Annotated in this window: 14 protein-coding genes and 1 pseudogene; 9 read left to right on the top strand and 6 right to left on the bottom strand. The window is 62.0% G+C overall.

The features are described 5' to 3' along the window. Window positions 1–29: 29 nt before the first annotated feature. From P9292_RS07325 to phaP, 4 genes are all read right to left on the bottom strand, one after another. A complete protein-coding gene (locus P9292_RS07325; RefSeq protein ID WP_244830264.1) occupies window positions 30–1157 on the bottom strand; it encodes a zinc-dependent alcohol dehydrogenase family protein in 1128 nt (375 codons plus the stop codon). Further along, window positions 1154–2818 (bottom strand): acetolactate synthase large subunit, encoded by a 1665-nt coding sequence (locus tag P9292_RS07320; RefSeq protein ID WP_250494306.1) that lies wholly within the window; start codon window positions 2816–2818, stop codon window positions 1154–1156. The genes P9292_RS07325 and P9292_RS07320 overlap by 4 nt, the downstream gene beginning before the upstream one ends. Next, window positions 2815–4419, bottom strand: a complete 1605-nt coding sequence (locus P9292_RS07315; RefSeq protein WP_309958444.1) for a CoA-transferase — start codon at window positions 4417–4419, stop codon at window positions 2815–2817. Before P9292_RS07315 ends, P9292_RS07320 begins: the two co-directional genes overlap by 4 nt. 108 nt (window positions 4420–4527) lie before the next feature. Further along, on the bottom strand, window positions 4528–5070 hold the full coding sequence (phaP, locus tag P9292_RS07310; RefSeq protein ID WP_250511143.1) for a TIGR01841 family phasin: 543 nt from the start codon (window positions 5068–5070) through the stop codon (window positions 4528–4530). Between the two features lie 480 nt (window positions 5071–5550). Between phaP and P9292_RS07305 the strand changes: the two genes are divergently transcribed. The 5 genes from P9292_RS07305 (at window position 5551) to P9292_RS07285 (ending at window position 9890) form a co-directional block, all read left to right on the top strand. Next, complete coding sequence (locus P9292_RS07305; protein WP_244830261.1) at window positions 5551–6360, top strand: transglutaminase family protein; 810 nt, start codon at window positions 5551–5553, stop codon at window positions 6358–6360. Between the two features lie 40 nt (window positions 6361–6400). Further along, window positions 6401–7489, top strand: coding sequence for a putative zinc-binding metallopeptidase (locus tag P9292_RS07300; protein ID WP_250468168.1), 1089 nt, complete (start codon window positions 6401–6403; stop codon window positions 7487–7489). A gap of 239 nt (window positions 7490–7728) precedes the next feature. Further along, window positions 7729–8451: a hypothetical protein gene (locus P9292_RS07295; RefSeq protein ID WP_309958443.1), complete on the top strand. Its 723-nt coding sequence runs from the start codon at window positions 7729–7731 to the stop codon at window positions 8449–8451. A 39-nt stretch (window positions 8452–8490) separates the two neighbouring features. Then, entirely contained in the window at window positions 8491–8952 is a 462-nt protein-coding gene (locus P9292_RS07290; RefSeq protein WP_309847972.1) for a YsnF/AvaK domain-containing protein, read from the top strand. 62 nt (window positions 8953–9014) lie between these two features. Then, a complete protein-coding gene (locus tag P9292_RS07285; protein WP_309958442.1) occupies window positions 9015–9890 on the top strand; it encodes a YsnF/AvaK domain-containing protein in 876 nt (291 codons plus the stop codon). Between the two features lie 44 nt (window positions 9891–9934). On the opposite strand, the gene P9292_RS07280 is transcribed toward P9292_RS07285, so the two are convergent. Together P9292_RS07280 and P9292_RS07275 are read right to left on the bottom strand one after the other, a co-directional pair. After that, entirely contained in the window at window positions 9935–10168 is a 234-nt protein-coding gene (locus P9292_RS07280) for a hypothetical protein (protein WP_309958441.1), read from the bottom strand. Next, window positions 10108–10740, bottom strand: a complete 633-nt coding sequence (locus P9292_RS07275; protein ID WP_309958440.1) for an alpha/beta fold hydrolase — start codon at window positions 10738–10740, stop codon at window positions 10108–10110. Before P9292_RS07275 ends, P9292_RS07280 begins: the two co-directional genes overlap by 61 nt. Before the next feature lie 161 nt (window positions 10741–10901). On the opposite strand from P9292_RS07275, the gene P9292_RS07270 reads away from it, so the two are divergent. From P9292_RS07270 to P9292_RS07255, 4 genes and pseudogenes are all read left to right on the top strand, one after another. Further along, window positions 10902–11687 (top strand): DUF4118 domain-containing protein, encoded by a 786-nt coding sequence (locus tag P9292_RS07270; RefSeq protein WP_250527533.1) that lies wholly within the window; start codon window positions 10902–10904, stop codon window positions 11685–11687. Window positions 11688–11695: 8 nt separating this feature from the next. Next, window positions 11696–12571 (top strand): carboxylesterase, encoded by an 876-nt coding sequence (locus P9292_RS07265; RefSeq protein WP_250527532.1) that lies wholly within the window; start codon window positions 11696–11698, stop codon window positions 12569–12571. Beyond that, window positions 12568–13357, top strand: a pseudogene (locus tag P9292_RS07260) (MipA/OmpV family protein). The gene P9292_RS07265 and the pseudogene P9292_RS07260 overlap by 4 nt, the downstream one beginning before the upstream one ends. Window positions 13358–13691: 334 nt before the next feature. Next, a complete protein-coding gene (locus P9292_RS07255; RefSeq protein ID WP_244830253.1) occupies window positions 13692–14561 on the top strand; it encodes an ATP-grasp fold amidoligase family protein in 870 nt (289 codons plus the stop codon). The last annotated feature ends 60 nt before the right edge of the window (window positions 14562–14621 follow it).

The raw sequence follows: 14621 nt of genomic DNA, 5'->3' as shown, positions 1-14621 counted from the left end.
TTCATGCGGCTACACGTGGTCAAGCCGAATCAATCGAACACGACCACCTGCCGAATCGCTTTTCCCTCATGCAGCAGGTCGAAGCCATGGTTGATCTCGTCGAGCTTCAGGCGTCCCGTGAGCAGCTTGTTCACGGGCAAGCGGCCTTGCGAATAGAGATCGACGTAATGGGGAATATCGCGTGACGGCACGCAGGTGCCGATATAACTGCCCTTCAACGTGCGTTCCTCCGCAACGAGACTCACCGCCGGCAGCGGCCAGTTGGCGGTCGATGGCGGCAGCCCGGCGGTCACCGTCATTCCGCCGCGACGCGTGATGCGATACGCGAGATCCAGCGCGCGAATCGAGCCCGCGAATTCGAATGCGAATTCGACGCCGCCCGAACTCAGCGAGCGAATCTGTTCGAGCGCATTGTCCTGACCCGCGTTGACCGTATGCGTGGCCCCGAGCGCGCGTGCCTGTTCGAGCTTGTCGTCGGCCAGGTCGATGGCGATGATCTGCCGCGCGCCCGCCGCGTGTGCACCGATGAGCGCGGCGAGACCGACACCGCCCAGCCCGATCACCGCCACCGACGCACCGACTCGCACCTGCGCCGTATTGACGACAGCGCCCACGCCCGTGAGCACCGCGCAGCCGAAGAGCGCGGCATCGCCGAGCGGCACGGCGGGATCGATCTTCACGACCGAGCGGCGCGACACGGTCGCGTACTCGGCGAACACCGAGCAGCCGAGATGATGGTTGAGCGGCTCGCCGCCATGCGAAAGCCGCCGCTCGCCGGACAGCAGCGTGCCGGCGCCGTTCGCGGCCGCGCCCGGCTCGCACAACGCCGGCCGCCCTTCGGCGCACGGGGCGCAGTGTCCGCAACTCGGCACGAACACGACGACCACGTGATCGCCCACTTTCAAATCGGTCACGCCCGCGCCGAGTTCCTCGACGATGCCGGACGCTTCATGCCCAAGCGCCATCGGCATGGGACGAGGCCGGTCGCCATTGATGACCGACAGATCCGAGTGACACAACCCCGCCGCCGCGACCTTGATCAGCACTTCGCCCGGGCCGGGCGGCGCAAGCTCGACCTCTTCGATGCGAAGCGGCTTCGATTCCGCGTAAGGCGTGGCCGTACCCATCGCGTTCAGAACTGCTGCCTTGATCTTCATTTCGTCCCCTCGATGCCGCGGTTGCCGAGTTCCTCGACAAGCACGCGAATGTTTTCCGAATAGTCTACCGGCACGATCACGAGCTGCACGCCGCCGTCCTCGAACGCGCCCTCCAGCGCCGGAACCAGCCCTTCGGCCGATTCTACGCGCCGCCCTTTCGCGCCGTAGGCATCGGCATACTTGAGGAAGTCCGGATTGCCGAAGGTGAGGCCCCAGTCGATGAACTTGTCGACGGCCTGCTTCCAGCGAATCATGCCGTACGCGTCGTCCTGAATGATGAGCACCACGAGGTTCAGCTTCAGCCGCACCGCGGTTTCCAGCTCCTGCGAATTCATCATGAATCCGCCGTCGCCGCACACCGCCATCACGCGCCGCTCGGGGTAGAGCAGCGCGGCCATCATCGCGGATGGAAGGCCTGCGCCCATCGTCGCCAGGGCGTTGTCGAGGAGCAGCGTGTTGGCGCTGCGTGTGCGGTAACAGCGCGCGAACCAGATCTTGTACATGCCGTTGTCGAGCGCGACGATGCCATCGGCGGGCATGACTTCGCGCACGTCGTGGACGATCCGTTGCGGCGTCAGCGGAAAGCGCGATTCGTCGGCGCGGTCGAGCGTGCGCTTCAGAATGCCTTCGCGCAGCGGCGCCAGCGCACCCGCGCACGGCAACCTGCCTTCGACGCGCGCGGCGAGGCGCGACAGGCTCAAGCCCAGATCGCCGACCACTTCCGCATGCGGAAAGAACACCTGCTCGACATTGGCGGGCGTGTAGCCCACATGGATCACCTGCGGCCCCTTCGGTCCCATGAAGAACGGCGGCTTTTCGACCGTGTCGTGACCGATTGCGAGGATCAGGTCGGCGCGGTCGATCGCTTCGTGCAGATAGTCGCGCTCGCTGAGCGCGGCCGTGCCCATCCACAGCTCGGTGGCTTCGTCGTTGCCGATAGCCGCGACCGTGCCCTTGCCCATCTGCGTATTGAAGAACGGAATGCCGGTGCGGCGAATGAAGTCGGTCAACTGGCCCGCGAGCCGCGGCCGGTTGCTCGCCGCGCCGAACATGACGAGCGGCCGTTCGGCGTGCATCAGCAAGTTCGCGGCGCGTTCGATCGCGGCGTCGTGCGCGACGGGCAGTTCGACCGGATGCCTGGGAACGATGCCCACGTCGTCGCTCACTTCGGTGGCCGCCACGTCTTCCGGGAGTTCGAGATGCACGGGGCCGGGACGCTCTTCGGCGGCGAGCCGGAACGCGTCGCGTATGACCGTCGGAATACTCGCGCCGCTCACGATCTGCCGCGATGCCTTGGTGAGCGGCTTCATCGTCGCCACGATATCGACGATCTGGAAGCGCGCCTGCCGCGAGGTCATGATGGCCTTCTGGCCGGTGATGAGGATCATCGGCATGGCGCCGAGTTGCGCGTAAGCCGCCCCGGTGACGAGGTTCAGCGCGCCGGGACCGAGCGTCGCCATGCACACGCCCGGCTGACCGGTCAGACGACCGTGCGTGGCCGCCATGAAGGCCGCCGACTGCTCATGGCGCGTCACGATGAGCTGAATGCTCGATTTGCGCAGCGATTCCACGACATCGAGGTTTTCCTCGCCTGGCACGGCGAAGATACGATCGACGCCTTCGTTTTCGAGCGCCCTGACAAACAGGTCGGATGCTTTCATTGGCAGTATCCTTGCAACGCGAGTTCGCGGGTCATTGCGCCGCGCTCGGTGAGAATGGTCGACAGGTCCATGATCTGCGGAAGGAAAATGCGCGGGTCCATTAGCCGGACCTGACGCACGATGGGCGCAAAGTCCATATGCGCGAGGATATCGCGTTCGAGATCGATACCCGGTGCGATCTCCGTGAGTTCGAGTCCCTCGGGCACGCGACGAAACACGCAGCGTTCGGTCACATACAGCACGGGCTGACCGCGCGCGGCCGCGAATTCGCCATTGAAAGTGATCTGTTCGACGCGCTCCACGAACTTTTTCTTCGCGCCTTCCACGATGATCGCGAGCCGCCCGCCTTCGATCTGCACCGTGAGTCCGCCCGCCGTGAAGGTGCCCGCGAACACCACGGAGCGCGCGTTCTGACTGATGTTGATGAAGCCGCCCGCGCCGATGAGCCGCGCGCCGAAGCGGCTCACATTGACGTTGCCGCCGCGGTCCACTTCGGCCATGCCCAGGCAGGCGAGATCGAGACCGCCGCCATCGTAGAAATCGAATTGCTGATTCTGATGCAGGAGCGCATCGACATTGATGGCGGCGCCGAAATCGAGGCCGCCGAGCGGCATGCCGCCGATCACGCCTGGCTCGGCGGTCAAGGTCAGATGACTCAGCAAGTGCTCCTCGCCCGCGACAGCCGCCACCACTTCAGGCACGCCGATCCCGAGATTCACGACGCCGCCCGGCGGCAACTCGAACGCGCAACGGCGGGCGATCACCTTGCGCTCGTCGAACACGGGGCTTTTCATCTCGCCGACCACGGCTTTCGTTTCGGCGGAGAACGCTGGGTCATAGACCGTGCCGTATGTCTGCGGCTGCGCGCCGGCGGACGCGAGCACGATGCGATCGACGAGAATGCCCGGCACCACCACCGCGCGCGGATCGAGCGTGCCGCTTGGAACGATCCGCTCCACTTGCGCAATCACCAGACCTTTGCCGTTATGCGCGGCCATGGCGATAGCTTGCGCGTCGAGCACGAGCGCTTCGCGCTCCATCGTGATGTTGCCGTCGGTGTCGGCCGTGGTGCCGCGAATCAGCGCCACGTCGAGCGGAAAGGCTTTGTAGAGCAGCCACGGTTTGTCATCGATCTCGATGACGCTGACGAGCTCTTCCGTCGTGCTCGCGTTGATCTTTCCGCCGCCAAGCCGCGGGTCGACGAACGTACCGATTCCGACTTGTGTGATCGTGCCGGCGCGATGCGCCGCGATATCGCGAAACAGATGCGACATCGTGCCGAGCGGAAGGTTGTAGGCTTCGATCAGGTCGTCGGTCGCCATGCGTGCGAGCTTCGGCACGAGCGACCAATGTCCGCCGATAGCGCGCCTGATGAGCCCCGGCAGCGCGATGCGGTTGAGTCCGCGCTCGCCGCCGTCGCCCGGTGCGGCGGCGAAAACGACCGTCAGATCGCGTGGCGTGGCGGAGCTTCGGAAACGTCGTTCCAGCGCGATCAGCAATTCATCGGGTGTACCGATGCCGACGAATCCCGAGCAGCAAACGGCGTCGCCGTCGCGGATCAGTCCGATCGCTTCGTCGGCGGTCGCAATCTTGTCTGTCATGGCGGGACCTCTCTAAGTCAGCAAAATCACCGGAGTGCTCCAGGCGTGGCCGCAATAAAAAGCCCGCTTAAGCGGGCGTTGGCGACGGATGTCACATTCCCGGAAACTTCACGCCGAATGTTTGGGGCTGGTGTTCAATAGCTCGATGCTGGCGTTGGTCGCACCAGTCACGCTATCCACCGTGCTCTCGCTTGCATCGAGAATGAGCTTGGGCGCAGCGCTTGCCGCATGCGCGGACGAGGCCACATCCGATATCGAAGCAATCGACTTTTGCACTTGCGACGAGCCTTGCTGCATGGCCGATTCAAACGCGCCCTTCATTCCGGAACCGTATTGCTCGTACTGGCTGCGCGCTTCCTTGAGGATGTCGGCTTCCGTCTCACGAACGATCTGGAAGAAGTGGCGCGCATAAGCGGCCGACTTCTCCGGCACTTCCGCGAACAGCGTCCACTGAAAACCCATGAAGTCGCCCGGTTTCACGTCCGAACCCGACGTGAGGACCGAGGCGCTTTCCTCGAACACAGCCTTGACCGTCTGCACATTCAGATCGGCAAGCTGTTGAAGTCCCATTGCATAGCGCTTCGTGATGCCGAAAAACGCTTCGAGTTGTGCCGTTGCCGCCGGTGCCGATGATTGAAGAATAGGAAACATTGTCCGCTCCATAAAGAGGTACGTACGAGCCGATCCGTGGGTACGGCGCCCGTTTTTGCTGCATTGCAACAATGAGTCCATCATACGGGAGTGGTCGCATGCGTCAAGCGAAGTTTTCGTGATCTTTCGGTTTCCTGATGTTTTCCGTCGGCGACACCCTTGAAGCGATTCGAGCAAGATGCATCAAGTCGAATGAACCGGTTTTGGCGCGCTTCGGAGTGGTTGCTGCTTTTCTTTCCAAAGCGTTGGGACAAAGCAATGGTGTTATCTTGTATTCAGAAGCATCGATGGTTCCAGGCCCCGATGTTGCTGGTAGATGCTATCTCATGCTGGCATGCAACAAGAACGTCCTCATCCGATGCATACATCAGGTGAATGGCGGCGCTTGGCGAAGCTGGCAAAATCTCCTGGGTCGTGTCGAAGGTCGAGGCGTTCGGTTGATCGCCCTAGTACGCCCGTTAATCCTTTGGACCCACCTCCATGAAGCTCCGCGTCGGTTTTCAATTGACCTATAACTGCACTCAGGCCACGCCTGCGGTGCTCATGCTCAACACGCATCCTTCCATGTCGGACAAGGTCGTCGTTGCCGATCGCATTACGTTCGATCCGCCGCTCGCGTTCACGCACTATTACGACGGCTTCGGCAATCTGTGCACGCGTATCGTGACGCCGTCTGTGGGTCCGCTCGTCGTGGCGACCGAAGGCGTGCTCGAAGTGCCCGATACGCCGGAAAGCTATCCCCTGGAAGATGGTCAGCTCCCGGTCGAACAACTTCCCGACGAGTGTCTACAGTTTCTGCTGGGCAGCCGCTATTGCGAAACCGACTTGCTTTCCAACTTCGCGTGGCAACGGTTCGGCGGACTGCCGCAAGGGCGAACCCAGGTGCTCGCCATCTGTGATTACGTGCACGCACACATCAAGTTCGACTACAAGACGGCACGGCCCACGCGCACGGCTTCCGAAGCGCATCAGGAAGGCATCGGCGTGTGCCGCGATTACGCGCAACTGGCGGTGGCGCTCTGCCGCGCCCTGAACATTCCGGCGCGGTATTGCACCGGCTACATCAGCGACGTGAACCTGCCGCCGCCTTATGCGGACCAAGATTTCTGCGCATGGTTCGAAGCCTATCTCGGCGGAACCTGGCAGACTTTCGATCCGCGCAACAACGCACCGCGCACTGGCCGTGTACTCATGGCGCGCGGCCGCGATGCGACCGACGTGCCTATCAGCATGACCTTCGGGAGCGCGGCCCTGGTCGACTTCAAGGTGATTTGCGAGCCGTGCGAATGATCTTCGCGTCCACCTTTAGAACGCCCACGAATCGTCCGTTATGAAAGCGTTTCACTGCACCGACTGCGGACATCTCATCTTCTTCGAAAACGTTCAATGCGAACGCTGCGGGTCGATGCTCGGCTTCATTCCGGAAACGGGCGAGATGAGCGCATTCGTCAAGCTGAAGGGACCTCGGTGGGAAGCGAAGCCGGCGGACGGCGACGTTCGCTACAAGCCGTGCCACAACTATTCGGTCGAAAAGGTTTGCAACTGGATGGTGCCGGAAGACTCGCCGGACCCGTTCTGTCATTCTTGCCGTCTGACGGCCGTGATCCCGAATCTGAAAGCGCCGCGCCGTCGTTATTACTGGGCCAGACTCGAAGCCGCGAAGCGTCGTCTGCTGTACACGCTCGCCGTGCTGGGATTGCGCGTCGACACACGCAAGGAGCATCCGGAAACCGGGCTCGAATTCGAGTTTCTCGAAAGCCGCCGCGGCAAAAAGGTGTTGACGGGCCATCATAGCGGCCTCATCACGATGAACATCGCCGAGGCCGACGACGTGCGCCGCGAACGCGTACGCATCGCCATGCGCGAGCCCTACCGGACCTTGCTCGGTCACTTCAGACACGAGATCGGCCATTACTACTTCGATCGCCTCGTGGTGGGCGCGCGGCGAACGGCGTCGTTCCGCACGCTCTTCGGCGATGACCGGGCGAGTTACAGCGAAGCGCTTTCGCGCCACTATCGCAACGGCGCGCCTGCCGACTGGGCGACGAATCACGTCAGCGCCTACGCGACCATGCATCCCTGGGAAGACTGGGCGGAAACCTGGGCGCATTATCTTCATATCGTGGATACCACCGGCACCGCGCGCGCATGCGGCATCAACATCGCGCCAGTGAGCCGCAAAGGTCCTAACTTCGCCGCGCAAGTGCTGCCTCACTCGCCGAGTTTCGAATTGCTGATGAAGCAATGGACGATGCTGACGTACGCCATGAACAGCCTCAACCGAAGCCTCGGCATGCCGGACCCGTATCCGTTCACGCTCGCACCTGGCGCCGTGAAAAAGCTGAGGTTCATCCATCGTCTGATCGAGGCGCAGAGCCTCGAGCATGAACACGATCGCGTGGAAGCAAACTCGCCCTGAGTCTGCATTGAAGGACATCGATAGGTCAACGCGGCGATAAGTGTTCTTCGCCCGCCGCGCGACACCCTCAAGCAGATCCCACCTATTTGCTCCCGACCGCATGCGCGAACCTTCGTCCATGCCGGTTCAAGCCGCCTCCGGTACTTCGTGGGAATGGTGATTGCACCTACAAGTTGGCCAGCACGCGTTGCTCACTAGACGTGCCTGTTTTGGCTTCCTAAATTCTTTTGGATACCGCTATGCGCCTGCTTACTACACAATATGGTCTACCCCGCGTCTCATGGGGCGCCGTCATCGCGGGAGTCATCCTCTCGTTGATCGCGTACCTCATGTTGACTGTGCTCGGAACCGCTATCGGGGCATCGGTGCTGTCGCCACTGACTCAGCCCGATCCATCGCGCGGCTTCGCGTTCGGCTCCGGCGCCTACATGATCGTGATGACGGTCATCGCCGTGTTCATCGGTTCCTATTTTGCAGGGCGTTGCGCGCCGGTTCTTGGCTGGCTGCATGGCTTGCTTGCATGGGCCGTGATGATCATCGCAATGGCATACGGCGCAACGTCGCTCGTCGGCAGCGCAGTGAGTGCGGCAGGCAGCATCGCATCGACCGGTGCGACGGCTACCGCCGCGGCCAACCCTTCGGCCGCAAGCGGCACGATGCTGGGTTCGCTCAAGGCGCAGGTTCAAGGCGCGGTTGCTTCCGCAACGGCCGCTGCATCCGGCCCGCAAGCTGAAGCCGATGCACGTCAGGCCGCCGATACCGCCGCACGCGGCGTCGCCCGCGCTTCGTGGTTCTCGTTCGCTGCACTTCTCGTCGGCGCGATCATCGCGATCGTGTCGGGTGGTGCGGGATTCCGTCACCAACCGCCGTTCGAAGATGCGAGCGGCAGCGCTCGCGATGACGTCGCGTTGCGCGCCGATGCCGCAGGGCGCCTTGCGCCGGACAACCGTGTCACACGCTAAACGCCCTATCCGACTGATCCACGAAACCTGGAGCCGCGCATGAGCACGCAGAATCGAACGGCGACAGGTGTCGTGGAAACGTCGACGTTGACCGCCACTGAAGAACGTCTGCACGTATCGACGGAAACGCTCGAAACCGGCATGGTGCGCATTCGTGTCGTGACGCACACCGAGTCGCGCGAGGTGCCCGTCGTTCTGCACAACCGCACGGCACGAATAGAACGCGTTGCCCTTAATCGTTTCGTGGACGCGGAGTTTGCGCCGCGCCATGAAGGCGACACGTTGGTCGTGCCCGTGTTCGAGTACGTGCCCGTGACCGAACTGAGGCTGATGCTCAAGGAAGAAATCCGCATCACCACTGTAGTGACCGAAAAAAATGACGTGCACAGAGCCGAGTTGCAACGTCAGGAAGTCGTCGTGGAAAGGCGCGCTGGAACGGTTGGAGACTGGATTGCGGACCCCGCGATACCGTCCTCGGGCTCGGGCAAGACATCTTCCTGAGCCGTTCTTCGAAGCAACGTCTGGCCGCCATTCAAATCACTCAAAATTACCCGGAGCAAAACATGACTCAAGCAATCGTTGGTGTATTCGATTCGTTTCAGCAAGCCGAAAGCGCGGTCGCGCGTCTCGTGGAAGGCGGTCTGGACCGCGCCGACATGGAAGTGCACGCCAGTGACGAGACGAGCGGCGCGGAACGTCCCGTGGTTGCAGATCGACCAGCTTCCGCCGCCACGGAAGAAGTCGGCATCGTCGGCAAGATCGAGAATTTCTTCGGCAACATGTTTGCTGGCGACGACCGGTCGGAAGACATCGGCAACTATCAGGAAGCGGTTCGTCGCGGTGGCGCGTTACTCACGGTCAACGTGAAGGAAGAATCACAGGTGCCGCTCGTGCGTTCGACGATGCACGAGGCGGGCGTCGTGGATATCGACGAACGCGTGGCGCATTGGAAAAGCGGCGGTTATGCGGGCTTCGATGCATCCGCAAAGCCGTTGACTTCGGATGAAGTGCTGGCCGATCGCCAGTCATTTGCGGTGACGCGTGAGTCGCTCGAAGTCGGCAAGCGCGAAGTCGAAACCGGCGGCGTGCGCGTCTATTCGCGCGCCACTGCAACGCCTGTCAGCGAGACCGTCAATCTGCGTGACGAGCATGCGACGATCGAGCGCCGTCCGGTCGACCGGCCCGCCACGGCCGCCGACCTGAAGGAAGGCTTCGTGGAAATTCGCGAGACGGCAGAACACGCCGTCGTCGCGAAGACCGCGCATGTCGTCGAGGAAGTCGTCGTGGGCCGGCAGGCAACCGAGCGCACCGAGACGATCAACGAGACACTGCGCGGCACGGATGTCGAAGTCGAACACGTCGAAGCCAAGAACGTCGACCCGGTGCGTGGGATCGACGGAGTGAGCCCGGTTGCGCCTGTCAAGCCGACCTCGCATTGAGCCCGCGCGACTGACCGACGAGGAAACGCCGGCGCCGGGCTTCGTCAGCCGGCGTGCATCCACTGCAAGACCTGCCGCCAGTCCGCCTGCGTCATGACGCCGAACCAGTGGTCATGATCGGCGGTCGGCAGGAGCATGAAACGCGCGCGTTCGTGTTCGTTTGCGAAGCGGCGCGCGTGCATCACCGGGATCAGCGTGTCCAATTGCGCGCCCACGATCACGAGCGGGCCGTCGTAATGCGACACGGCGGCGACGGAATCGAAGCCGTCGTGCAGCATCCGCGGATCGGAAAAATCGGATATTTTTCGGCGGCGACGTCGGCGAGCGAGTCCCACGGCGTGATCAAAACGACGCCCGCGAGCGCTGCTTCATTGCCCTTCACGACCTGCGCGGCCATGCCCGCACCGAGCGACTCCCCAACGAGATAAAGCGGCCCGCGCCACTGCGCGATGGTGGCCGCCAACGCTTCCCGCGATGCGGCCAGCGCCGCCTTCATCGTGCGCTCTCCCGGGCGTCTGCCGTGCCCCGGATACTCGACGATCACCACCCTATACCCGTCGCGCACGAACACGTCGGCGAGCGGCAATTTGGTGTCGGCCGACTCCTCGTTACCGTGATAAACCATGAACGTCCCGCGCGGTTCGCGCCCGGCCGGAGTGACGACATAGCCCGCGAATTGGTCGCGCACTTGCAACAGGTCGATGCTTGCACCGGCGTGCGGGACTGTGCGAAGATCCGGCGCGCTCGGAGTGGAAGGCAGAAGCATCCGGTCCTGCACCATAAAGAGCGTCAGCGCCGCAAGCAGATAAGCGGCAATGGCAAAGCGTAGACCGTGGGACAGCAGGGGCATGCGAATTCTCTCGTTCGACATCATCAAGCTTTTTCAGACGTTGAAAGCATAATCATTCCAGCGCCCGCGCGCCGCGAAAGCCCGTTATGCCTCACATGGCATTAAAGTCGCGCGCCGGAACGCCGATACCACGAGGACAGTCACACGCCTCGTGCAATAGCATGCATATCAGTAATTCTCGCCGATGGGCGCCGCGCGGCGGCAAACGATGGATCATCGCGGCAAGCGCGCTTTTCACCGCCGCACTCATCCGCACGCTGCTGCACCCGCTGCTTGGACCCGTCATGCCCGGAACGGCGTTTCTCATTGCCGCCGTTCTCGTCGAGTATTACTGCGGTCTTGCGCCGGCGGTTTGCGTGATGCTTGCCGGACTATGTATTGCCGACTTTCTCTTCGTGCCGCCCTATGCGCGCATCGAGGACTTCGACCGCGCGGATATCAAGCTGCTCGTGTCGTATCCGTTGATCACTATCGTCATGATGACGCTCGTCGAGCGGCTCAAGCGCGCGCAGTATCGCGCCGAGTTGCTCGCTTCGGTGGCTCAGTCGCGCTATGAAATGCTCTTGCGTCACGACAACGAACGCCTCATCACGCGCCGGGCGACCGAGGAAATGCACCGGATGCTCCAGCACGTCACGCAATACAACCGTTCGCTGATTCTCATCAAGGCGCTCGATCCGACGACGCGTGTCTCGCCCGCCAATTTCGTCGCGGCGGCGAATTCCCCGGTTATCGACGATGACGCGCCGCGCGCCGGCATCGCATATGGCGCCAAGCATGCCGATGCCCACGGCGAAGATATTGCCCGCGTCAGCGATGCCCTTCTGCCGGGGCTTCACCGTATCCGGTTCCAGTCGGACGAGCAGGACTGGCGGCCCGTCGAATGTGTTTGCGAGCGCTTCGCCACGCCATCCGGCGATTATCTCGTCCTCCGTTCGGCTGCCTGACCATGAACATGCCTTACTTTCCCCCCGCCCAGAACCGGGATCACGCGGTCCTGCTGCTGCACGGCCTGTCCAGTTCGCCGCTCGAATTGCGCTTTCTCGCCCGCTATCTCGGTGAAGAGGGCTTCGCAACGCACACGCCGGAGTTGCCCGGATACAGCGCGGGCGCCGGACACGCTTCGATGGAAGAGTGGCTGCGCGCGGCCGTGGCGGAATTCGACGCGCTGGCGGCGCGGCATCGGCACGTTTCGGTGTGCGGCCTGTCGATGGGCGCGGCGCTCGCCGCCGCGGTCGCCCATGAACGCCCTTCCGCGCGCGCCCTGCTGTTGCTCTCGGTCACGCTCGACTATGACGGCTGGGCCATCCCGTGGTATCGATTCCTGCTCGACTGGGCGTACTACACGCCGTTGCGTACGCGTTATCGCTACCGCGAGCACGAGCCTTATGGTCTGCGCAATGAAGCGCTGCGCACGAAGATCGCCCGCGCGATGCAAAAAGGCGAAATCAGCGAAGTCGGCCCGGCATCCATTTCGATGCCCGCGCTGCACGAGGCCAGCCGTCTCGCGGCATCGGTGCGTGGCAAGCTGAAGCGCGTCACGAGCGACTGCCTCGTCATTCACGCTATCGACGACGAGACCTCGAGCCCGCACAACGCGCGATTCGTCGCGGCAAACGTAGGCGCCTCTTTCTTGCGGACCATCTGGCTCGACGACTCCTATCACATGATCACGTCCGACAACGAGCGCGAAGTGGTGGCTCGCGAATGCACGATGTTCCTGCGCGAGAGCGCATCTGCCTGCGACTCCACCGATGGCACAGGTCCCGTGATGTCGCGTGCCCTGGCGCGTCGGCTCCGGCAAACGGCTGCAGGAGCGAAAAGAGCATGAAGCGCGCGCAAACGTTCATCGCGCGCACCTGCGTGGCGCTTGCGGCCGTGCTCGCATTTGGACCGGCATACGCCGCCGACGCGGACACGCAAACGAACGGTGACTGGAAAATTTCGATCGGGCCCGGACTGTACGTGTTCCCCGAGTTTCCGGGATCGTCGCGGATCAAGGTATTTCCCTTGCCCGTGCAGGATATTTCCTGGCGCGACCGTATCTTTTCGCAAGGTCCGGACGTGCTCGGCGTCAACGTGCTGCGCGGGGAGAACTACCACGCAGGCATGTCGGTGAGTTTCGACTTTCAGTCGCGATCATCGTCCGATGACGCGCGACTCGACGGCCTGCCCAACGTGCACTACGGACCGAAGCTGCGACTATTCGCCGATTACACTTACTGGGCCTTCACTGGATCGACAGCCGTTTATCAGGACATCGGCGGCACCGGGCAAGGACTCACCGCGATGGCGGATCTCTATGTCTCTGCGCCCATCGGCAGATTGCTGCTGTCGGCGGGGCCGGGGCTGACTTGGGCCAATGGCGCTTATACGCGCACGTTCTTCGGCGTTTCACAGCCGGAAAGCGTGGCGTCCGGATTGCCGCAATACTCCACCGGCTCGGGCCTGCGCGACGTCCACTTCGATCTGGCCGCGAATTACACGATCTCTTCGCACTGGTCGGCCAACCTGGTCGCAGTCGTTGGCCGGCTTCGAACGCTTCGCTGCCGGCAGCCCGATTACAGAACGCAGGTTGGATGTGAACGGAATGGCCTCGGTCGCATATCGCTTCTGAACGCAATCTATCAACCTGATTACATACAGATTCGAAAGAGCTTGAGATATCGGGCCTCAGGCGCTTGCTTTAGAAATAAACTCCGCGCATTTAGTAAGACGTGAACTTGACGTCCCTTACGTTCCATCGCAACGTGCGTTAGCGCACAAAACCAGCCACGTCGCTGGCCATACTTGACCCACGTGACCTTCTTCACGTCTGAAAGGCTGCGATTTTCACCGCGACTTATTCAGTAGCTGCATTATTTTGAATATGGCACATTGTGCGTGCCCTGCTTCGCCAAAACGGAATGAATATCTAATTCACGATGATCGCGAACGCCTTCAAAAATTGGATGCCCGACGAACTCTTCCTCCGTCTGCAGCATCGCAGGAAGATCGGGCGATTCCCAAGTCTTGCAAATCCCGAAACCTTCAACGAGAAAATGCTCCGGCGCAGTCTGAACCCGGACGCGCGCTTTACCGATCTGGCCGACAAGCTCATCGTGCGTGACTTCGTCAGGCGCGTGATCGGCGAAGAACATCTGATTCCGCTGCTCAAGGCGTCCGAGCTCTTCACCGAAGAGGATTTCGAGGCGTTGCCCGACTCCTTCGTCATGAAGGCCAATCACGGCAGCGGCTTCGTCAAGATCGTCCGCGACAAAGCGGAAACGAGTTATCAGGAACTGAGGACGCTTGCCGACCGGTGGCTTGCAACCGACTTTTCGAGAACCGGGCGCGAGCGGCATTACCGCGCGATTCAACCACGGCTGCTTTTCGAAGCCCTGCTTCTCGATGAACAAGGCAACATTCCCGCCGACTTCAAGATCCACTGCTTTAATCCCGAAGAGGGACCTTCCAAGCTGTTTGTCCTGCTGATCTCCGATCGCTATACGGGCCATCCGCGCGGAGATTTCTTCGATGAATCGTGGAACCACCTCGACATCAGGATCGGACACTATCCGCGTAGTGCGACGCCTTGCGAGCGCCCGGCCAACCTCGACGCGATCCTCGCCAAGGCGAGAGCGTTGTCGGCATCCTTCGACTATGTGCGCGTGGATCTTTATGCACCCGACTGCAAGATCTTCTTCGGCGAAATGACCTTCACGCCGGGCGGTGGACTATATCCCCTCTTCCCGGACAGCGTGGATTATCAGTGGGGGCAAATGTTGCAGGCAGCGCCTCTCTTATCTACGCCGAAAATGTCGACGCGGACGATCGGGTGAATCGGCGTGTGTACGGTTGTCGAAACGCTGACACCGCCCGCATTGGTCACTCAGGCGTGA

The organism is Caballeronia sp. LZ001 (assembly GCF_031450875.1).
Lineage (GTDB): Bacteria > Pseudomonadota > Gammaproteobacteria > Burkholderiales > Burkholderiaceae > Caballeronia.
The sequence above is the reverse complement of the archived record's forward strand: the minus strand, read 5'-3'. Positions and strand labels throughout refer to the sequence as shown.